Here is a 20,745-nt window from a genome sequence, read left to right as displayed (position 1 = left end):
GGGTCAGTCCGCCTCCGGAACCTGCATCACCGAGAAGAACAGCCCCAACTGCCGGATGGCGTTGGCAAAGCCTTCATAGTCGACGGGCTTGGTGATGTAGACATTGGCGCCGAGGTCATAGCAGCGCTGGATTTCCCGCTGATCGTCGGTGGTGGTCAGCACCACGACCGGCGAGCGGCGCGTATGCTCGTTGGCCTTGACCTTTTCCAGGATGTCGATGCCGGTCATGTCGGGCAGGTTGAGGTCGAGCAGCACGAGGAGCTGACGGCCCTTGTTGACTGCGCCAGAACCATCCGGTCCCAGCAGGTAGGCCAGCGCATCGGTGCCATTGGCAAAGGGCACGATTTCATTGCCGACTCCGGCGCGGCGGATGTTTTTCTCGATGAGACGGGCATGGCCCTCATCGTCTTCGACCATGATGATGGTCACCGGACGGCCGTCGTTCATGCGCCTGTACTCCCCATATAGCCGCGAAGGTCGCGCGGCAGGTTTATGACAAAGGTGGTGCCCTCGCCAAGCTTGGATCTGAGTGTCACATCTCCACCAAGGCTGCGCACCATGGTGCGGACATGGGCAAGCCCGATGCCCTCACCCGGTTGAGTTTGCGAGCCGGACCGGCGGAACAGCTCGAATACCCGCTCATGGTCGGTATCGGCGATGCCCCGGCCATTGTCCTCGATCTCGAGAACGACCCGGTTCCCTGTCGTGTGCCTGCCGCGAATGGCAATGCGCAATGGTCGCTCAGGGTCACGATATTTCACGGCATTGTCCAGCATATTGCCAAGGACCTGCTCGATGGAGAGCTTGTCCGTGATGATGTTGGGCACGCGGATGTCGGTCTCGACCGCGCCGTCGCTCTCGGCGACCTGGTGCTGGACGGCGGCAGCGCTGTTTTCGGCGACTTCGGCCAGGTTGACCTTTTCCGGCTTCAACTGGCGCCGGCCTTCGCGCGAAATTTTCAGGATGGCATTGATCAGGCCATCCATCTTGCGTGTGGCGGCACGGATGAAGGTCACAGCCTCGGGCAGGTCCTCGGTGGCGGCGAGGCGCGCCTGCTGGCCCTCGAGGTCTTCTGGATCGGCGCTGTCGGGCTGGCCTTCCATATAGGCCTTCACCGCCTCGACCCCGGTTTCGAGCTCGCTGGTAAAGCCCATGATGTTCACCAGCGGCGCACGCAGGTCGTGAGTCACGATATAGGCAAAGCGCTGGATTTCCTCATTGGCCTTGCCCAGGTCGGCCGTGCGTTCGAGAACACGCGCTTCGAGGCCAAGATTGGCCTCCTCGACCTCCCGCCGCGCATTGGCGATTTCCTGGGTGTATTTCAGGGCCACCACGATGGCCCCGCCCACCACTCCGAAAATCACCAGGGCGCCGACTACCGAGACAATGCGCAAGAGGTTGGCCGTCGAGCGCTGGTCGTCAGCACCTTGTTCGAGGCGCATATCGGCGGCGGAAATCAGGCCGGCAAAGAAGGTATTGGCCCGGTCCATCGCTTCCTTGCCGGTGTCGGTCCGGATGATCTCGGCGGCCTCAGCGCGCTGTCCGCCCTGAACCAGATCGACGATGCGGGCCATTTCGCTCAGCTTGAACGTGATGTCCTCACGCAATTGCTGCATGGGTTCGGCGGCTTGCGGGTAGGGCAGGAGCACGGATTCAAGGCGCGCCAGGGTTTCGTCGATCTGCGGAACGGCCGCCAGATAGGGCTCCAGATATTTGTTGTCCTGGGTGATGATATAGCCGCGCTCGCTGGCAATGGCGTCCTGCACCATGGCCCGCAGGTCCACCGCCGCAGAACGGGCCTCGCGGGCTTCGATCACTTCGTTGAAGTAAAGTTGGGTGCGTTCGACCAGCCAGATCGTCGTGCCGACAATGCCGACAAGGGCCAATAGGCCCACGAGCAACAGCAGTGCGGTCGAACGCACCAAGGTCTTGCTGGATATCGGCATATTTCCCCCAGGTCAGACAACTTCATGGCCCGATCTGCTCCCCAGAGCAATATGCATAGATTAATTCACCGGCATTTTCGCGGAGGCCCCCGGACCGGTGCCGGCGGCGTCATGGGAAACAATATCTTAAAGGTCGTTATGCAATATCCGGTTCGGGTTTATGTAACCGGCGTCCAGCGCCGGGAGTGGAGTTGTGGCGGATATGGGCAAACCATCCCTGCCAGAAACAGCGGCGGCGGACGGGCCACATGTGCCGGTGCTGCTGGACGAAGTGCTGTCCGGCCTCATGCCGGTGGCCGAAAGCCGCATCGTTGATGGAACATTCGGGGCAGGCGGCTATTCGCGGGCACTGCTTGAGGCTGGCGCGCATGTCATAGGCATTGACCGCGACCCGTCGGTGGCGCCCCATGTCACAGCGCTCAAAGCCGATTTCCCCGACCGGTTCAATTTCGTTGCCGGCACTTTTTCCGAACTCGATACGCTGGCCGCCGATTTCGGCCCCATCCATGCCGTCGTGCTGGATATCGGGGTGTCCTCGATGCAGCTCGACGAGGCCGATCGCGGTTTCTCGTTCATGCGAGATGGTCCGCTCGACATGCGCATGAGCCGCGCCGGTGAAAGTGCTGCGGACCTGGTCAATACCTTGCCACAAGACGATCTCGCCAACCTGCTCTATGCCTTTGGCGAGGAGCGCAAATCGCGCCGCATCGCCCAGTTCATTGTGGCGGCGCGTGCCGACGGCCCAATTGCAACCACCTTGCAACTGGCCCGCATTATCGAAAAGGCCATCGGCCGCAAGCCGGGTGATGCCCATCCCGCGACCCGCTCCTTCCAGGCCCTGCGGATTGCCGTCAACGGCGAGTTCGACCAGTTGGTCGAGGGACTTTTTGCTGCCGAACGACTGCTGGGCGAGGGCGGCCGGCTGGCCGTCGTCAGCTTCCATTCGCTTGAGGACCGCATCGTCAAGCGCTTCTTCGATCCCGACAAGGGTGCCGTCCAGGCGTCGCGACATCTGCCGCAGGCGGCCGCCGAACCACGCCGGTGGCACCCCGTGGCCAAGGCGGTGAAGGCCGGTTCGGCGGAGTTGGGACGCAATCCGCGCGCCCGTTCGGCAGTGCTGCGCAGTGCCGTGCGAACCGCATTGGATGCGCGCCCGGTCCGACCCGAGGGACTTGGCGTGCCGGTTGTTAGGGGTGCCGCATGATCCGCAGCATCAATATTTTCCTGATCTGTACGTCGGTGGCGATGCTCGCAGGCGTCTATACGCTCAAATTCTCGATCGAAGGCACCGCCTCCGAACGTACGGCGCTGTCGGCCAAGATTTCGGACCAGGAAGGGCAGTTGTCGCTGCTGAAGGCGGATTGGGCGGTGCTCAATCAGCCCGGTCATGTCGCTCCGATCATCAAGCGGCACCAGGCCGAACTGGCCGTGGCGCCAGTGGCGCAAGCCCAGTTTGGGGCCTTCGCCGATCTGCCCATGCGGCCGGCGCGGCCCGATACGGCCGCCATGGACGCCCTGTTCGAGGCGATTGCCGACGGCATCGATCCCATCGATGCCATTCTGGAACTCGAGGGCATCGAATAATGGCCGTTATCGGAGACGACTTCACCCCGACCATTGCCCTGGACGGCGCCCGCAAGCAGCGCGGAAACCTGACCCAGGCGCGCATCCGCTGGATGATGCTGGCCCTGGTCATCGGTTTTGGCCTCGTGGGCGGACGCCTTGTGCAATTGGGCATGGTGGAATCCGACCAGACCATCGAGGGGCAGGCGCGCGATGTCATCACCGCCACCCGGCCGCCCATTCTCGATCGCAATGGCCTTGAAATGGCCGTCGATATCCGCGTGCCATCCCTGTTTGCCGAGCCGCGCCGCATTGTCGATGTCGAGGAGGCCGTCAGCAAGTTGCGGACCGTGCTGCCCAATCTCGACGAGGCCTGGCTGCGCAACCGGCTGACCGGGGACCGGGGCTTTGTCTGGGTGCAGCGCGAACTGACCCCGGCAATCCAGGATGCGGTGATGCGTCTGGGCATTCCCGGCATCGACTTCATCACCGAGTCCAAGCGCTTCTATCCCGGCATGAACGAGGCCGCGCACATTCTCGGCTCCACCAATGTCGACAATCAGGGCATTTCCGGCATCGAGCGCCATATGGACAGCGAGTCCGTCGCGCTGCTGCAGGAACTGGGCCTGGCGCGCGGCAATGCGCTGACCCCGGTCGAGCTGAGTGTCGACATGCGCGTGCAGCATGTCATGCACGAACAGCTTGTCGATGCCATGACCCGGTATCAGGCGATCGCCGCGGCGGGCGTGATGCTCGATATTCACACCGGCGAAGTCATTGCCCTGGCCTCGCTGCCGGATTTCAATCCGAACGAACCCGCGACCGCCCTGGTCAAGGACACGTTCAACCGCATCACCTCGGGCATTTTCGAGCCGGGCTCCATCTTCAAGACGGTGACCATGGCCGGGGCGCTGGATGCAGGCGCGGTTCGCATCACAGATCAGTTCGACGCGCGCTACGGCATCCGCTTCGGGCGCTATACGATCGACGATTTCCACGGCAAGCACCGCATCCTGGCGCTGCCGGAAGTCTATAAGTACTCGTCCAATATCGGCACGATCCGGGTCATGCAGGCCATGGGCAAGGACAGTTACCGGGCCTTTCTCAGCCGCATGAAGTTTGACGAGCGTGTGCAGTTCGAGCTGCCGGAAATGCGCGTTCCCAGCGTGCCCAAGGACTTTTCCGAGGTCGGTGCGGCCACGGCGTCTTTCGGGCACGGCTTGTCCGTTTCGCCGCTGCACATGGTCACGGCCTACGCCGCCTTCGCCAATGGCGGCAATTACATCGCGCCGACCCTCTACAAGCGCAGCGCCGCCGAAGCGGAGCCGCTTTATGAGCGCGTCTTGCAGCCCAGGACCAGCGAATATCTGCGCTACCTGATGCGCCTCAATGCCATTTCGACCGGCGGCTCCGGCTCGCAGATGAACAAGGCCGCCCTGGGCTATCGCGTGGGTGGCAAGACCGGCACCGCCGAAAAGGTGGTGGATGGCCGCTATTCGTCCAGCAAGGTCACCAACTTCTTCGCTTCGGCCTTTCCGCTCGACAATCCGCGCTATGCCATGGTCATCATGGTCGATGAGCCCAAGGCCGAAAATCCGCAATCGGGCACCACGGCCGGCTGGAATGCCGGCACGATTACCGGGCGCATCGTTCAGCGCGTCGCGCCCATGCTCGGCATTGCCCCCGATTTCAGTGAAATGCTCGACCAGCAGATCGTGCCTGCCGAAGTGCGGCAACTCTATCCAGAAGGATTCTGACCGGTGTCACTCAGCGTAACCCAGCTTCTCGAAGGCTCCGGCGCCCGTCCCAAGAAGGGGCTTGGCGCGGTATTCGGGCTGAATTCGGATAGCCGCCGGATCGAGCCGGGCGATATCTTCTTTGCCCTGCCGGGGGCCAAGGTGCACGGCAATCAGTTCGTCACCGACGCCGTGGAGCGCGGTGCCCTTGCCGTGGTCACCGATCTTGCCCCGCCCGGCGATCCCGGTGTGCCGGTAATCGTCGTCAAGGATGTGCGGGCCGCCTATGCCCGCGCCGCATCCCGCGTGTTCGAGCCGCAGCCGGAAATCCAGGTCGCGGTGACCGGCACCAATGGCAAAACTTCGGTCGCGTCCTTCGTCCGGCAGATCTGGGATCACGCCGGCGTTCCGGGCGCCAGCATCGGCACCCTCGGCATCCAGACAGGCAAGCGCACCATCGATGGGGCCCTGACGACGCCAGATTCACGCACGCTGCATCAGGCCATGCGGGCGCTCAAGGCGCAGGGCATCGATCACGTGGCGCTGGAGGCTTCCAGTCATGGTCTGGATCAGCGGCGCCTCGACGGCATTCACTTCGAGGCCGTCGCCTTCACCAATCTCAGCCGCGACCATCTCGACTATCACGCCGACATGGACGAGTACCGCAATGCCAAGCTGCGTCTGTTCACCGACCTTCTGGTCGATGGCGGCGCCGCCATCGTCAATGTCGACGATCCCGAGCATGAACAGTTCATGTTCGCCGCCCTTTCGGCCAGCGCCACCTTGCTGACGGTGGGCCGGGAAGGCGCCTACATCGAAATTCTGTCCATCAAGCCGGAAGGCTATGGCCAGCGCGTCGAGGTGCGTCACATCGGCGAGAAGGTCAATTTCCACCTCAAGATTCCGGGCGAATTCCAGGTGTCCAACGCCCTTGTGGCCGCGGCCCTGGCTATGTCCTCTGGTGTTGACAAGGCCGATGCCTTTGCCGCGCTTCCCGAACTCGTAGGCGCGCGCGGCCGTCTGGAACTGGTGGCCGAGCACAATGGCGCGGCTATTTTTGTGGATTACTCGCACAAGCCCGAAGCCCTGCGCATGGCACTGGCGACGCTGCGGCCCTATGCCAAGGGCAAGCTGCGCGTTGTTTTCGGGTGCGGCGGCGATCGCGACAAGGGCAAGCGCCCTCAAATGGGCGAAATTGCCAGTGACCTTGCCGATGTCGTCATCGTGACCGACGACAATCCGCGCACGGAAGATGCTGCCGCAATCCGCGCAGAAGTGCTCGCGGGGGCCAAGGGGGCGCAGGAAGTTGCTGATCGCAAGCAGGCCATCATCGAGGCCGTCAAGTCGCTGCAGCCGGGCGATGTTCTGCTCGTCGCCGGCAAGGGCCACGAGACCTACCAGATCATCGGCACCACCAAGCACCACTTTTCCGACCATGAGGAAGTCGCGGCGGCCATCAAGGGTTAGGGGCGGCGTATGACCCTGCCGCTCTACACCATCGACGCCGTTCTCGACGCCACGGGCGGCCGGGCTTCCGAAGTGACGGCCACGACCATCAACTCGATTTCCATCGACAGTCGCGAACTGGGTCCGGATGCCCTGTTCGTCGCCATCAAGGGCGACCGTTTCGACGGGCATGACTTTGTCGATACAGCCCTCGCCAATGGCGCGGCCGCCGCCCTTGTGTCCGATGGGCGCGACGATGGGCCGGGCCGCATCGTGGTGGGTGACGCATTGACCGGCCTTGGCGCTCTGGCGCGGGCGGCCCGCCAGCGCAGCCGGGCCTTCATTGTCGGGGTCACCGGCAGCGTGGGCAAGACCACCACCAAGGAAGCGCTGCGCGTGGTGTTCGAGGCTGCCGGGGCTACCCATGCCTCGATCAAGAGTTTTAACAATCACTGGGGCGTGCCGCTGATGCTGGCCCGCATGCCCGAAACCGCGCAGTTCGGCGTGTTCGAGATGGGCATGAGCGCCCCAGACGAAATCCGGCCGCTGAGCCAATTGGTGCGCCCGCACGTGGCCGTCATCACCACCATCGCCCCCGCGCACCTCGAAAAACTCGGCAGCCTCGAAAATATCGCGCTGGCCAAGGCCGAGATTTTTGATGGTCTGGAGCCGGGCGGCACGGCGGTTCTCAACGGCGATCATCCGCAGATTGGCATCCTGCTCGATGCCGCCAAGGCGGCGGGCGTGGCCAATGTGATCACCTATGGCTTTGCGCGCGGTGTCGATTGGTTCATCAGCGAAGCTGAAGCCGGCCCCGATGGCAGCAGGGCCAATATTCAGTTCAATGGTCAATCCCAGGCTTTGACCCTGTCGGTGCCGGGGCGGCACATGCTGGCTAATGCCACCGCTGCCCTGGCCGTCGCCCATCTTGCCGGAATCGAGCCAGAAGTCGCGGTGCGTGCACTTGCGAGCTTCGGTGCGCAGGCCGGCCGCGGGCAGCGGACGGTTCTGGGGCCCAACGAGCGGCCCCTGCTGCTCATTGACGAGAGCTACAATGCCAATGCCGCTTCGATGACGGCGGCGCTTGACGTCGTGCAGGCGCTTCGTCCGGAGGGCCGCAAGGTTGTGGTCCTTGGGGACATGCTGGAGCTGGGCGAAGCCTCTGCCGCCATGCATGCGGGGCTGGCAGGCGCCGTTGGCGCTTCCGGCGCCGAGCGTGTGCATCTGGTTGGCCGGCATATGGCCGCACTGGCCGCCGCCCTGCCGCCCGATATCGTGGCCAGTCATTCACAGACGGCCGCAGAAGCTGAGAACTTGATTGTCGACGATCTTGCCTATGGCGATGCTGTTATGGTCAAAGGGTCGAATGGCGTGGGGCTCGCGCGTATCGTCACGGCCATTGCCGCGCGCTTCGGGCAAGGCTGACGAACCCAATTAGAATAGCGGAAACGAATGCTCTACTTCCTCGGCCAGATGGGCGATACACTCGCCGCCTTCAACGTCTTCCGCTACATCACGTTCCGCACCGCCGGGGCCGTGGTAACGGCACTGTTCTTCGTCTTCCTGTTTGGTCCGGGCATGATCGCGCTGCTGCGCGTCAAGCAGGGCAGGGGCCAGCCCATTCGTGAAGACGGCCCGGCCGGGCACCTTCTGACCAAGAAAGGCACGCCCACCATGGGCGGGCTGATGATCCTGTCGGGGGCCGTCATCTCGACGCTGCTGTGGTCGAACCTGACCAATGGCTATGTCTGGGTGGTGCTCTTCGTCACCATCGGCTTCGGCGCCATCGGCTTTTACGACGACTATCTCAAGGTCAAGCGCATGAGCCATACCGGTTTCGGCTCCAAGCAGCGCCTGCTGCTCGAGGCCATGATCGGGGGCATTGCGGCCTTTGCCATCTCGCAACTGGCGCAGGGCGCCTATGGCACCTCGCTGCTCTTTCCCTTCGTCAAGGATCTGGCGGTCAACCTGGGCTATTTCTACATCCTGTTCGGCGGCTTCGTGGTCGTGGCCGCGGGCAATTCGGTGAACCTCACCGACGGGCTGGATGGGTTGGCCATCGTGCCGGTCATGGTTGCTGCGGCCTGTTTCGGGCTCATCGCCTATCTCGTCGGCTCGCAGACCTATGCCGATTACCTGTTGCTCAATGGCGTGCCGGGCACGGCTGAGCTTGCGGTCGTCTGTGGAGCGCTGATCGGCGCAGGCCTTGGCTTTCTGTGGTTCAATGCCCCGCCGGCGCAGATTTTCATGGGCGATACCGGCTCGCTCGCCCTCGGCGGCGCTCTTGGCACCATTGCCGTGGCCACCAAGCACGAGATCGTCCTGGGCATTATCGGCGGCCTGTTCGTCCTCGAAACCGTATCGGTCATCGTGCAGGTCGCGTCATTCCGGCTCACGGGCAAACGCGTGTTCCGCATGGCGCCGATCCACCACCATTTCGAGCATCTGGGCTGGACCGAAAGCCAGGTGGTGATCCGGTTCTGGATTATTTCCTTCGTGCTGGCCCTTATTGGCCTCTCAAGCCTGAAACTCCGCTAAAACCGGTAACGCCCACGTGATCGCCCCGGCACCTGCCGGGGCGAAACTATTTGGCAATCTTTTCGTACCTGGTCCCGACGATAGCCATCGTCCCCGCCATTTTCTGAGCTTGCCTCGCGCAACTCAATACGAGGAGACTTAACGTGATTGCTACCGCCCGCCTTTCCCTCATTGCCCTGACCGTCGCCACCGCTTCGACCATGGCCGGCTCCGCCTTTGCCGCTTCCGCCGTTGGCCTCGTGGACGGCAACATGCTCGTCATGTTCGACACCGAAACCCGCGCAGTTTCCGGCACGGTTGAAGTCACCGGCGTCGACAGCCTTGCCGGTATCGACGTTCGCCCCGCCGACAACATGCTCTATGGCGTGACCCTGAATGGCGACGTGGTCACCATCGACACTGCCAGCGGCGCCGCCACCGTCAAGTCGACCCTGTCCGAAAAGCTCTCGAGCTATGAAGGCGCCATTGTCGACTTCAACCCTATGGCCGACCGCCTGCGCCTGATGGGCCTCGATGGCACCAATCATCGCGTCAATGTCGACGATGGCATGGTGACCGTCGACGGCTCTCTCGCCTATGAAGCCGGTGACATGCACGAGGGTGAAGCCCCCGCCATTGTCGCCGCGGCCTATATCAACTCCATCGGCAAGCCCGAAGCCACCGCGATGTACGACATCGACTCGACCATTGTGGCGCTGATCCAGCAGGTCTCGCCCAATGATGGTACGCTCAAGGCCATCGGCAAGCTCGGCGTCGACGGCGGCTCCAGCTATGCCTTCGACATTCAGGCTACCGAAGACCTGACCAACACTGCCTTCCTCGTGGTCGACAATGTGCTGCACACCGTCGATCTCGAAACCGGTGCCGCCGAGGCCTGGGGCGCGATCGAGGGCGTCGACGGCTCCATCACCGACATCGCCATCCTGCCGTAAGACCGCAGGACCGGTCTCCGGCGCGCCGGAGGCCACTCTCTCCATGTTGCGTGTGAACTTGCCCGGGCCTCGTGCCCGGGCATTTTTCTGTCCGCTTCCGAGTCGCAAAACGCAAAAGCCTTGGCAAATCGGTAACCATCGGGGCGCTACAATTTGGCTCGATTTGTATCGAGTACCGGTCCAGCCCCTATGTTCTCCCGCGATAAGAAGACGCCTGTGGCCGAGTGGTGGTGGTCGATCGACCGCGAACTGCTCAGCGCCCTGATCCTGCTCCTGGCCTGTGGCATGGTGCTCAGTTTCGGCGCCAGTCCACCCGTGGCGGAGCGCATCGGGCTCAATGAATGGTACTTCGTCATTCGCCATGCCATGTTCTGCCTGTTGGCCATACCCGTCATGCTGGTGACCTCGCTGCTGACCCACCGGCAGGCCCGTTTTGCGGCGCTGGGTACGCTGATCGTGATGCTGGTCCTGCTTTGGGCGACCCTGCGCTTCGGCACCGAGGTCAAGGGTGCGCGGCGCTGGATTTCGATTGTCGGCTGGTCGGTGCAGCCGACCGAATTCGTCAAGCCGGCCTTCGCTGTGATCGGCGCCTGGCTGTTCTCGGAATTCATGATCCACCGCAATGTGCCGGGCCGGATCATCGCCACGCTTTTGATGTTCTCGATTGTCGGCGCGCTGCTGCTGCAGCCGGACCTGGGCCAGACGGCGCTGGTCATGGCGACCTGGGCGGTCCTGTTGTTCTTTTCAGGCATTTCCTGGTGGATCATCATCGGCATGGGTGGCGCCGCCGGAGCGTTGCTGTTCGGCGCCTATACCTTCTTCCCACACTTCGCGCGCCGTATCGATTCCTTCGTCAATCCCGAGGATGGCAATACCTATCAGGTCGACCGCGCCCTGCAGTCGCTCATGGAAGGCGGGTGGTTCGGACGGGGCCCGGGTGAATCCATGGCCAATCGCCTGATCCCGGACGCCCATGCCGACTTTGTCTTCTCTGCGGCGGCCGGCGAGTTCGGCATCCTGTTCTGCATGGCCCTGGTTGCCCTGATCGGCTTCATCTGTATCCGCGCCATGCTGGCGGCGCAGCGCCAGACCAGCCTGTTTGCCCGTCTCGCGGCGTCCACCATCGCGGTGCAGTTCGCAATGCAGTCGGGCATCAACCTGGCGGTGAACCTCAACCTCATCCCGGCCAAGGGCATGACCCTGCCATTCGTGTCCTATGGCGGCACCTCCATGCTGGCGGTGGCCTTCGGCATGGGCCTGATGCTGGCGCTGACCCGCACCAAGCCGGAAGAACGCATGGCCACGGGCCTTCCCTCCTATCGCAGTGCCGTGGTAGCCCCCGCCGAATGAAAACATTTGTCCTTATGGCCGGCGGATCGGGCGGGCACCTCTTCCCGGCCATGGCGCTGGCGCAGGAACTTATCCGCCGCGGCCACGCCGTCGAGCTGATGACCGAACATCGCGCCGCAAATTACGGTGCCGATTTTCCGGCCCGCCAGGTGCATATCGTGCCGTCGGCCACGCCCTCGGGCGGCAATCCGCTCAAAATGGCCGGTGCGGGTCTCACCATCCTGCGGGGCGTCGGTGTGGCCTGGGGGAAATTGCGCAAGATCCGGCCCGATGCGGTGATCGGCTTTGGCGGTTATCCCATCGTGCCGCCGTTCATCGCGGCCAATCTGCTCGGTATCCCGGGCATCCTGCACGAGCAGAACGCGGTCATGGGCCGGGCCAACAGGGCCATGGCCCGCTTTGCCGACCTGTTGGCCATGAGTTTTCCCGCCGTCCGTTTCGCGGATGATTTTCCCCGGCTCGAAAAGGTGCTGACGGGCAATCCGGTGCGTGATCGCGTGCGGGATGTGGCCGGCAAGCCTTATCCATATCTCGATGCATCCGGGCCGATCCGGCTGGTGATCACCGGCGGCAGCCAGGGCGCCCGCGTCCTGTCCGATGTGGTGCCGCCCGCCATTGCCCTCCTGCCAGAGTCCGTGCGCCATCGGCTGCAGATCGTGCAGCAATCGCGCAATGAAGATATCGACCGGGTTGCCGAGAGTTATCGCCAGGGCCGGATCAATGTGGAGCTGGCGGCCTTCATCCCCGACCTGCCGGAGCGGATTGCCGATGCCCATCTGGTGATCGGCCGGGCAGGGGCCTCCACCATTGCCGAGCTGGCTGTCATCGGCCGCCCGTCCATCCTCATTCCACTGCCCGGCGCACTCGATTCCGACCAGAAGCACAATGCGCTGTTCATGCAGGAGGGCGGTGGCGGCTGGATGGAAGAGCAGGCCACGCTTTCACCGCAATCACTTGCCACTCGCCTCGAGGCCCTGCTCACCGATCCGGATGGGCTGGGGCGAGCCGCAGCGGCGGCTCGGAAACTGGGGCAACCCAATGCCGTTGCGAACCTGGCCGACGAGGCCGAACGGCTCGCCGGCGTGCCAGCACAGACTAAAGGGAGAACCTGACCCATGAAGATGCCACGCAATATCGGGCCGGTGCATTTCATCGGGATCGGCGGTATCGGCATGAGCGGCATCGCCGAAATCCTGCACAACCAGGGTTATGTCGTGCAGGGTTCGGATGCCGCCCTCAATCCGAATGTCCAGCGTCTGCTCGACATGGGCATCAAGGTCGCCATTGGCCAGAGCGGGGACAATCTGGGCCATGCCGAAGTCGTGGTCGTGTCCTCCGCGATCCGCAAGGACAATCCCGAACTCGTCGCCGCGCGCGCCAAGGCGCTGCCCATTGTCCGCCGTGCGGAAATGCTGGCCGAGATCATGCGCTTCAAGACCGCAATCGCCATTGGCGGTACCCATGGCAAGACCACGACCACGACCTTGGTCGCCACCCTTCTCGACGCCGGCAATCTCGATCCCACCGTCATCAATGGCGGCATCATCAATGCCTATGGCACCAATGCCCGCCTGGGCGGTGGCGAATGGATGGTGGTGGAAGCCGACGAAAGCGATGGCACCTTCGTCAAGCTGCCGGCCGACGTTGCCGTGGTGACCAATATCGATGCCGAGCACCTCGATCACTATGGTGATTTTGAGGGCGTGAAGCGGGCCTTCCACCAGTTCGTCGAAAACGTGCCCTTCTACGGCTTTGCCGTCATGTGCCTTGATCATCCCATCGTGCAGGCGCTGGTCGGGGAAATCCGCGATCGCCGCGTCATCACCTATGGGCGCAATCCGCAGGCCGATGTCCGGCTGGTGGATCTCGAAAACAAGGATGGCGTTCAGCATTTCGCCGTCGAGATCCGGGATCGCATCCGCCAGACGCAGTTGCGGATCGACGGGCTCGAACTGCCGATGCCCGGCGTCCACAACGCGCTCAATGCCACCGCCGCCATTGCCGTGGCCGACCAGCTTCATGTGCCCGCCGAGTCCATTCGCAAGGGCCTCAAGGGTTTCACCGGCGTCAAGCGGCGCTTCACCAAGACGGGCGAGGTTGCCGGCGTCACCGTGATCGACGATTACGGCCACCACCCGGTGGAGATTTCGGCCGTACTCCGCGCCGCGCGCCAGTCGGCCCGCCGCGACGTGGTCGCCGTGGTGCAGCCGCACCGCTATAGTCGCGTCCACGACCTCTTCGATGATTTCGCCGCCTGTTTCAACGATGCCGACACGGTCATCGTCGCGCCGATCTACGCTGCCGGTGAACAGCCGATTGCCGGCGTCACGCACGAGGAACTGGTCAACCGCATCCGGGCCCGGGGCCACCGCGACGCCCGCGTCATCGACCGTCCCGAAGCGCTCGCGCCGCTGCTCGCCAGCCGGGTCGAGGATGGGGACTATGTCGTGTGCCTCGGTGCCGGCAACATCACCCAATGGGCCGCTGCGCTTCCGGGCGAGCTGGAAGCTTTGATGGGCGAGGTCACCAAGTGAGCAAGCACGTCGCCGTCCTCATGGGCGGGCTTTCCAATGAGCGCCCGGTCTCTCTCAGCACCGGCAAGGGTTGCGCCGAGGCCCTGCGCCGGGCCGGTTATCGCGTCACAGAAGTCGATGTTGGCTACGACATCGCCGAACGCCTGCGCGAGGTGTCGCCCGATGTCGCCTTCAATGCGCTGCATGGCCGCTTCGGGGAGGATGGCACCATTCAGGGCGTCCTCGAATTCCTGCGCATTCCCTATACCCATTCCGGCGTCCTCGCCTCGGCGCTGGCCATGGACAAGCACCAGGCCAAGATCATGCTCAAGGCGGCCGGCATTCCGGTCACCGACCATGTGGTTGCCAGCCGGGCCGAGGTCGGACGCGCCCACGTCATGACGCCACCCTATGTGGTCAAGCCCATCGCCGATGGGTCGAGTTTCGGCGTCATCATCGTCAAGTCCGATCAGTCCCACCCGCCGCAGGAAATCCTCGGCGAGGACTGGACCGGCGGTGAGGACCTGATGGTGGAGCGCTATATCCCGGGCCGCGAACTGACCTGCGCGGTCATGGGCGACGTGGCTTTGCCGGTGACCGAGATCGTCACCGACCTCAACTTCTACAATTACGAAGCCAAGTACGCGACCGGCGGGTCCAGGCACATCATCCCCGCCGAGGTTAAACCTAAAATTTACGACAAAGTGCAAAAGCTTAGCCTGGCTGCCCATTTGGCGCTGGGCTGCCGTGGCATTACGCGGACGGACTTCCGCTACAATGACGCGGCGGGCGAGGATGGCGAACTTGTCTGCCTGGAGATCAACACCCAGCCGGGCATGACACCGACATCGCTGGCGCCGGAGCAGGCCGCCCATGTCGGGCACAGCTTTGAAGATCTGGTCTCCTGGATGGTGGAGGACGCGAGTTGCAACAGGTAAAGAGCGAGGCCTTTCTCGCCGGTGCGCGGATGGTCGATCCGCGTGCGCTGCCTGTTCCGGTCAGCGCGCCCAAGCGGCGGCTGGCCAATCGCTTCTCGCGGGCCTGGCTGCTTCATGCCCGCATCATTCGCCGCAGCCTGCTGGTCCTGGCGGTGCTCGCCGCCGGCGGCGTGGCCTATCAGGTGCGCGAGCCTGCCGGTGAACTCGCCAATACTGTCGGCGCCCTGATGCAGGGCGGTTTTGCCGAGGCGGGGCTCGCCATCGGTAAGATTTCGATTACCGGTCAGACCCTCACCGCCGAGCAGGATATTTTCGACGCATTGGGCATTTCGCCCGATACGCCGACCACGGCCTTCGACGTCGAGGCGGCCCGCCTGCGCATTGCCGAATTGCCGGCCGTCGACAGCGTCAGCGTGCGCAAGACCTATCCGGGCGATGTGGCCGTAGTGATCACCGAAAAAGTGCCAGTCGCGCGCTGGCGGGTCGATGGCATTACCTTCGTGATCGACGGGCAGGGGACACAGATCGGGGAAGATCGCGGCGCCTATGGCGACCTGCCGCTGGTGATCGGCGATGGGGCTGCCGACGATGCCCTGGTGATGATCCGGGCGCTCAACACCTATCCGCAATTGCAGGATGGTATGATCGCCCTGTCCCGCATCGCCGACCGGCGCTGGGACATGATCTATGATACCGGCCTGCGGGTGCAGCTGCCTGAGCAGGGTGTCGCGCAGGCCCTCCGGCATCTGCTTTCCTACCAGACCGAGTACCAGCTTCTCGACCGCGACATTTCCGTTATCGACCTGCGCGTCGATACGGTAGTGGCGGTTCGCCCCAACAAGCCCGAAGACGCCGAAGAATCATGATGACTGACGCGATGACCTCCCGGCTGCGGCCGGTCCAGCCCGGCAAAGCTACCCTCGTGGCGGTGCTCGATATCGGGTCGACCAAGATCTGCTGCGTTATCGCCCGGCTCAATCCGCGGGGCGAGGGCAAGGCGCTGCGCGGGCGCACCCACCAGGCCCAGGTCATCGGTTTCGGCTATGGGCCGGCCAATGGGGTCAAGAGCGGCGTTGTCACCGATATCGAAAAGGCCGAACACGCCATCCGCTCCGTCGTCGGCATGGCCGAGCGCGCTGCGGGCCTGACGCTGGAATCGGTTCTGGTCAACGTCACCGCCGGCCGGCTCGGGTCCGAGACCTTTTCGGCCGCCGTATCGCTCGACGGGCAGGAAGTTGAAAAGGCCGACATCGTCAAAGTGCTCAAGGCCGTCAATTCCCGATCGGTTCGTCCCGAACGGTCCATCATTCATGCGTTACCGATCGGTTACGCCTTGGACGGCCAGAAGGGCATCCGCGATCCCAAGGGCATGGTGGGCGACAAGCTTGGCGTTGATGTTGCCGTCATCAGTGCCGAAACTCTGGCCATGCGCAATTTGGAACTGGTGCTGCATCGCTGCCACCTGCAGATCGAAGCACTGGTTGCCACGCCCTATGCTTCAGGCCTGTCGACCCTGGTCGACGACGAGGCCCAGCTGGGCGTCGCCTGCATCGACTTTGGCGGCGCGACCACGACGGTTTCGGTCTTCAACGACGGCCACCTGGTCTATGCCGATGCCATAGCCATTGGCGGGCATCACCTGACCCTCGACATTGCCCGTCAGTTGTCGGTCAGCGTCGACGATGCCGAGCGCCTGAAAACCCTGCACGGTTCGGTGCTGCCCGGCCAATCCGATGAGCGCGAGATGATTGGCATCCAGCCGGTCGGGGCCAGCCACGACGAAGCGCCGGGGCAGGTGTCCCGCGCCGTGCTGACCCGCATCATGCGCCCGCGCATCGAGGAAATTCTCACCGCCATCCGGGATCGGATGCAGGCCACCGGCATGATGGACGTGTGTGGTCGCCGTTTCGTTTTGACCGGCGGCGCCAGCGAAATGACCGGCCTGCCGGAAGTCGCCCGCCGCACCCTGGCGCGGAACGTGCGCAATGGAAGGCCGATGGGCATTGCCGGCCTGCCGGAAATCGCCCGCGGCGCTGCCTTTGCCACCATGGCGGGCATGCTCGTCTATCCGCAGGTCTGCGCTCAGGAATATGTCGAGCCCCGCGGCAGCCGCAAGCTCACCGGGACCGACGGCTATATCGCCCGCGTCGGCACCTGGCTGCGCTCAAGCTTCTAAACACCGGCAATCTCGTCGACCTCATGGTGAGCCTGTCGAACCACGAGGTCGCGGCGCCAATGTTGCCGACCTCGTGCTTGGGCAGGCTCAGGATGGGCAGATGACCGATCTTGCCGGACTGAAATAGCCCTCGGGTCAAGCCCGAGGGCAGCGCGCGGATGATTTGCGTCTGGTGCCTTACGTCCCCGCATAAGCCTTCTCGATCGCTGCAATATCGATCTTGCGCATCTGCAGCATGGCTTGTATGGCGCGGTTGGCGCCGTCCCTGTCGGGCCCTGTCAGCGCGGCAGTCAGTTGTCTCGGGACGACCTGCCAGCTCAGGCCGAACTTGTCCTTGCACCAGGCGCACATGCTTTCCTCGCCGCCATCGCTGGTGAGCCGGCTCCAGAAATAGTCGACCTCTTCCTGGCCATCGCAGTCGATGACGAAGCTGACGGCTTCGGTGAAGGTAAATCGCGGCCCGCCGTTGAGCAGCATGAACCGGTGCCCTTCCAGTTCGATCACGGCGGTAAATGCCGGCTGGTCGGGGGCGTGGCGAACAAGTTCGATCACCTTCGCGCTGCGAAAGGTCGATGTGTAGAATTCAATGGCCGCATCGATGCGGTCGTCGAACCAGAGGCAGGTCATGATCTTTGACATTTGTGATCTCCGTTTTATCAATAACCAATACGCTATATAGCTATTTGGTTACTGTCAATAGGGTGTGGATTTCCGGGCGATCCGACGTGGTTAACGGGGGCTGAACAGGCAGATTGGCTGGTTCGCATTTTGCGCGAAAGTTAACCGGATCGGTGCACTTGTTAGGGTGGGGTTAACGTTTGGGCGGGTAAATCTTAACCAACCACGCCACTATGGGGCCACCTATGACAATCAACCTCACGATCCCGGATATTCAGGAACTCAAGCCACGCATCACCGTCTTCGGTACGGGCGGGGCAGGCGGCAACGCCGTCAACAATATGATCGAGTCCGGATTGGACGGCGTCGATTTCGTTGTTGCCAATACCGATGCCCAGGCGCTGGCGCTGAGCAAGGCGCAGCGTATCATCCAGCTTGGCGTGGGCGTCACCGAGGGCCTTGGCGCAGGTTCGCACCCCGAAGTTGGCCGTGCTGCGGCCGAAGAAAGCTGGGATGAGATCAACGATCACCTCTCCGGCTCTCACATGGTATTCATCACCGCCGGCATGGGCGGCGGCACCGGAACCGGCGCGGCGCCGGTCGTGGCGCGCGCTGCCCGCGAGCAGGGCATCCTGACGGTTGGCGTGGTCACCAAGCCGTTCAATTTCGAAGGCAATCGCCGTGCGCGTCTGGCCGAAGACGGCATCGACGAACTGCATCGCCATGTCGATACGCTGATCGTCATTCCCAACCAGAACCTGTTCCGCGTGGCCAATGAAAAGACCACCTTCGCCGACGCCTTTGCGATGGCTGACCAGGTGCTGTTCTCGGGCGTCGCCTGCATTACCGACCTCATGGTCAAGGAAGGCCTGATCAACCTCGACTTTGCCGACGTTCGCGCCGTCATGCGCGGCATGGGCAAGGCCATGATGGGCACCGGCGAGGCCTCGGGCGAAGATCGTGCCCGCCACGCTGCTGAAGCCGCCATTGCCAATCCGCTGCTCGACGATGTGTCCATGCAGGGCGCGCGGGGTCTGCTGATCTCCATCACCGGTGGTCCCGACCTGACCCTTTATGAAGTCGATGAAGCCGCCAGCCGCATCCGCGAGGAAGTGGACGTGGATTGCAACATCATCCTGGGCGCCACCTACGATCCGAACCTCAACGGCACCATTCGCGTGTCCGTCGTGGCCACCGGCACCGACGCGACCATGGTGCAGGCCATGGAGCCGGCCAAGCCGCACGCCTCGCGCACGCCGCTGTCGGTGAAGCGCCACGTTCCAGCCGAGACCATTCGTCAGCCGGTCCAGATCGAAGCTCCGACGGCCGAAGTTCAGGAGATCGAGCACCAGGTCGAAGAAGCCGTGGCGCAGGCCTTTGCCAGCCAGCGTCCCGCGCCGAGCTACGCCCAGGAAGACGACGGTATCCTGGTTGAGCCCTATGTTCCCGCGGCGGAAGCTGTTCAGGAGCCTGAAGAGGCCCCGCTCATGGAAGAGCAGCCCATCCCAAGTGTCTATGTGCCCTCGCACGCCGCGCGTCCCGATGGTCAGCGCCGCATGCCGCGCACCGAGGAGCTTCCGGTTGTTGCGCGCAGGTCACAGGACGCTCAGGAACGGCAGGACGCCGAACCCCGCAATGCCCGGGCCCTGTTCAAGCGTCTGGCCTCCAATGTCGGCCTGAACCTGGGTCAGGCACAGGCCGAGCAGCGCGCCGAGCCGGGTGTGCAGATGGCCGATGACTACGCCGCCCGCAATGCCATTGAGGCCGGTGGCGCAAGGACTTCGCGTGTCCCGCCCGCCAGTGAAGGCGCCCGCGGTTCGCTCGACAGCCAGGGCCGCAGCCAGGCGGCTCCGCAGCAAAAGGATCATCTCGAGATTCCGGCCTTCCTGCGCAAGCACGGTTAAGCCCCGGTCAATCTTTCCGATAAAACCTCGCTCGGTGCGGCTTCCGCACCGAGCTTTTTTTCGCTAACAGTTTCGTGAGCGTGCGGGGCTCGTCCGGAGTATTGTTGTCTGATGAACAAACTATCGACGCGCCAGCGCACCCTTGCCGGTGAGATCAGCTTTGCCGGCTATGGGGTGCACAGTGCCCAGCCTGTTACCCTGGTCATCGGGCCTGCGGCCCCGGACAAGGGCTTCCTAATCCGCCGCGATCTGGGCAATGGCACCTATACCGAGCCGGTTTCGGTGCACTTTTCCCGCGTCAGCCGCACCACGCTGTGCACCACGCTCGACCTTGGCGGCAGTGTCAGCGCCGCGACCATCGAGCACGTGACCTCGGCCCTCAGCGGCATGGGCGTCGACAATGCGCTGATCACCCTCGATGCCGCCGAATGTCCGATCATGGATGGCAGCGCCTATCCCTTCGCCGTCGCCATTCTGGAAGTCGGCCTCGAAACGCAGCCGGCGCCCAAGAAATTCCTCAAGATTCTGCGCTCGGTGACCGTGCGTAACAATGACGCCTTTGCGGCGCTCGAGCCCTATAACGGCCGCGCCCTGGACCTCGAGATCGATTTCGACTCAAAGGTCATCGGCCGGCAGCGCATGATGTTCGACTGGACGCCCCGTCGCTATTTCGAAGACGTCTCGCGCGCCCGGACCTTCGGTTTTGTCCGCGATGCCAAGATCCTGCGCCAGGCCGGCTATGCGCTCGGCTCCAGCCTCGACAATTCCATCACCCTGCATGAGGATCGCATCCTCAATCCGGGTGGTCTGCGCTACGAAGACGAGTTCGTCCGCCACAAGCTGCTCGATGCCATCGGCGATCTGTCCCTGGGCGGCTTGCCCATCTGGGGCAAGTTCCGGTCCTACAAGGGTGGCCATGCCCTTAACGCCCATGTGCTTTCGGGTCTCTTTTCCAGCGACGCCAACTATGAAATAGTCGGGGCAGAAGATCTGCCGCTGGAATTCGAGGCTTTCGATGACCAGCCTGCGGGTCTTGAGGTCAATCACTATCTGCGGTCCGTGCGCTGATCCTCTGGATCGGGGCA

Annotated in this window: 18 protein-coding genes; 15 read left to right on the top strand and 3 right to left on the bottom strand. The window is 63.4% G+C overall.

What is annotated here, in order from left to right:
• Window positions 1-3 precede the first annotated feature (3 nt).
• Together KIT02_RS06125 and KIT02_RS06120 are read right to left on the bottom strand one after the other, a co-directional pair.
• Entirely contained in the window at window positions 4-447 is a 444-nt protein-coding gene (locus KIT02_RS06125; protein WP_297583620.1) for a response regulator, read from the bottom strand.
• Complete coding sequence (locus KIT02_RS06120; protein WP_297583615.1) at window positions 444-1,946, bottom strand: ATP-binding protein; 1,503 nt, start codon at window positions 1,944-1,946, stop codon at window positions 444-446. Before KIT02_RS06120 ends, KIT02_RS06125 begins: the two co-directional genes overlap by 4 nt.
• Window positions 1,947-2,148: 202 nt before the next feature.
• Between KIT02_RS06120 and rsmH the strand changes: the two genes are divergently transcribed.
• From rsmH to ftsA, 13 genes are all read left to right on the top strand, one after another.
• Window positions 2,149-3,150 carry a 16S rRNA (cytosine(1402)-N(4))-methyltransferase RsmH gene (gene rsmH, locus KIT02_RS06115; protein WP_297583612.1) on the top strand — a complete coding sequence of 334 codons (1,002 nt, stop codon included), beginning with the start codon at window positions 2,149-2,151 and terminating at the stop codon, window positions 3,148-3,150.
• Window positions 3,147-3,530 (top strand): hypothetical protein, encoded by a 384-nt coding sequence (locus KIT02_RS06110; protein ID WP_297583609.1) that lies wholly within the window; start codon window positions 3,147-3,149, stop codon window positions 3,528-3,530. The genes rsmH and KIT02_RS06110 overlap by 4 nt, the downstream gene beginning before the upstream one ends.
• Window positions 3,530-5,266, top strand: coding sequence for a penicillin-binding protein 2 (locus tag KIT02_RS06105; RefSeq protein WP_297583606.1), 1,737 nt, complete (start codon window positions 3,530-3,532; stop codon window positions 5,264-5,266). The genes KIT02_RS06110 and KIT02_RS06105 overlap by 1 nt, the downstream gene beginning before the upstream one ends.
• Before the next feature lie 3 nt (window positions 5,267-5,269).
• A complete protein-coding gene (locus KIT02_RS06100) occupies window positions 5,270-6,712 on the top strand; it encodes a UDP-N-acetylmuramoyl-L-alanyl-D-glutamate--2,6-diaminopimelate ligase (protein WP_297583603.1) in 1,443 nt (480 codons plus the stop codon).
• Between the two features lie 9 nt (window positions 6,713-6,721).
• Window positions 6,722-8,116 (top strand): UDP-N-acetylmuramoyl-tripeptide--D-alanyl-D-alanine ligase, encoded by a 1,395-nt coding sequence (murF, locus tag KIT02_RS06095; protein ID WP_297583600.1) that lies wholly within the window; start codon window positions 6,722-6,724, stop codon window positions 8,114-8,116.
• Between the two features lie 27 nt (window positions 8,117-8,143).
• Entirely contained in the window at window positions 8,144-9,229 is a 1,086-nt protein-coding gene (gene mraY / locus KIT02_RS06090; RefSeq protein WP_297583596.1) for a phospho-N-acetylmuramoyl-pentapeptide-transferase, read from the top strand.
• Between the two features lie 143 nt (window positions 9,230-9,372).
• Entirely contained in the window at window positions 9,373-10,161 is a 789-nt protein-coding gene (locus tag KIT02_RS06085) for a DUF4394 domain-containing protein (RefSeq protein WP_366520588.1), read from the top strand.
• A 189-nt stretch (window positions 10,162-10,350) separates the two neighbouring features.
• Window positions 10,351-11,511, top strand: coding sequence for a putative peptidoglycan glycosyltransferase FtsW (locus tag KIT02_RS06080; protein WP_297583593.1), 1,161 nt, complete (start codon window positions 10,351-10,353; stop codon window positions 11,509-11,511).
• Window positions 11,508-12,623 carry an undecaprenyldiphospho-muramoylpentapeptide beta-N-acetylglucosaminyltransferase gene (gene murG, locus KIT02_RS06075; RefSeq protein WP_297583590.1) on the top strand — a complete coding sequence of 372 codons (1,116 nt, stop codon included), beginning with the start codon at window positions 11,508-11,510 and terminating at the stop codon, window positions 12,621-12,623. Before KIT02_RS06080 ends, murG begins: the two co-directional genes overlap by 4 nt.
• A 3-nt stretch (window positions 12,624-12,626) precedes the next feature.
• Window positions 12,627-14,045 (top strand): UDP-N-acetylmuramate--L-alanine ligase, encoded by a 1,419-nt coding sequence (murC, locus tag KIT02_RS06070; protein WP_297583586.1) that lies wholly within the window; start codon window positions 12,627-12,629, stop codon window positions 14,043-14,045.
• On the top strand, window positions 14,042-14,962 hold the full coding sequence (locus KIT02_RS06065) for a D-alanine--D-alanine ligase (RefSeq protein ID WP_297583583.1): 921 nt from the start codon (window positions 14,042-14,044) through the stop codon (window positions 14,960-14,962). The genes murC and KIT02_RS06065 overlap by 4 nt, the downstream gene beginning before the upstream one ends.
• Complete coding sequence (locus KIT02_RS06060; protein ID WP_297583581.1) at window positions 14,950-15,828, top strand: cell division protein FtsQ/DivIB; 879 nt, start codon at window positions 14,950-14,952, stop codon at window positions 15,826-15,828. Before KIT02_RS06065 ends, KIT02_RS06060 begins: the two co-directional genes overlap by 13 nt.
• The gene (gene ftsA / locus KIT02_RS06055; RefSeq protein ID WP_297583579.1) at window positions 15,825-17,138 is read left to right on the top strand and encodes a cell division protein FtsA; all 1,314 of its coding nucleotides are present in this window, start codon (window positions 15,825-15,827) and stop codon (window positions 17,136-17,138) included. Before KIT02_RS06060 ends, ftsA begins: the two co-directional genes overlap by 4 nt.
• Before the next feature lie 177 nt (window positions 17,139-17,315).
• On the opposite strand, the gene KIT02_RS06050 is transcribed toward ftsA, so the two are convergent.
• A complete protein-coding gene (locus KIT02_RS06050) occupies window positions 17,316-17,777 on the bottom strand; it encodes a VOC family protein (RefSeq protein WP_297583577.1) in 462 nt (153 codons plus the stop codon).
• Window positions 17,778-18,001: 224 nt separating this feature from the next.
• On the opposite strand from KIT02_RS06050, the gene ftsZ reads away from it, so the two are divergent.
• Window positions 18,002-19,660 (top strand): cell division protein FtsZ, encoded by a 1,659-nt coding sequence (gene ftsZ / locus KIT02_RS06045; protein WP_297583575.1) that lies wholly within the window; start codon window positions 18,002-18,004, stop codon window positions 19,658-19,660.
• 111 nt (window positions 19,661-19,771) lie between these two features.
• Window positions 19,772-20,728 carry a UDP-3-O-acyl-N-acetylglucosamine deacetylase gene (gene lpxC, locus KIT02_RS06040; protein WP_297583572.1) on the top strand — a complete coding sequence of 319 codons (957 nt, stop codon included), beginning with the start codon at window positions 19,772-19,774 and terminating at the stop codon, window positions 20,726-20,728.
• Window positions 20,729-20,745 lie beyond the last annotated feature (17 nt).

Origin of the sequence: Devosia sp. (assembly GCF_025809055.1) — a bacterium.
In the GTDB taxonomy this organism is placed as follows: Bacteria; Pseudomonadota; Alphaproteobacteria; order Rhizobiales; family Devosiaceae; genus Devosia.
This window is presented reverse-complemented; position numbering and strand designations above follow the sequence as displayed.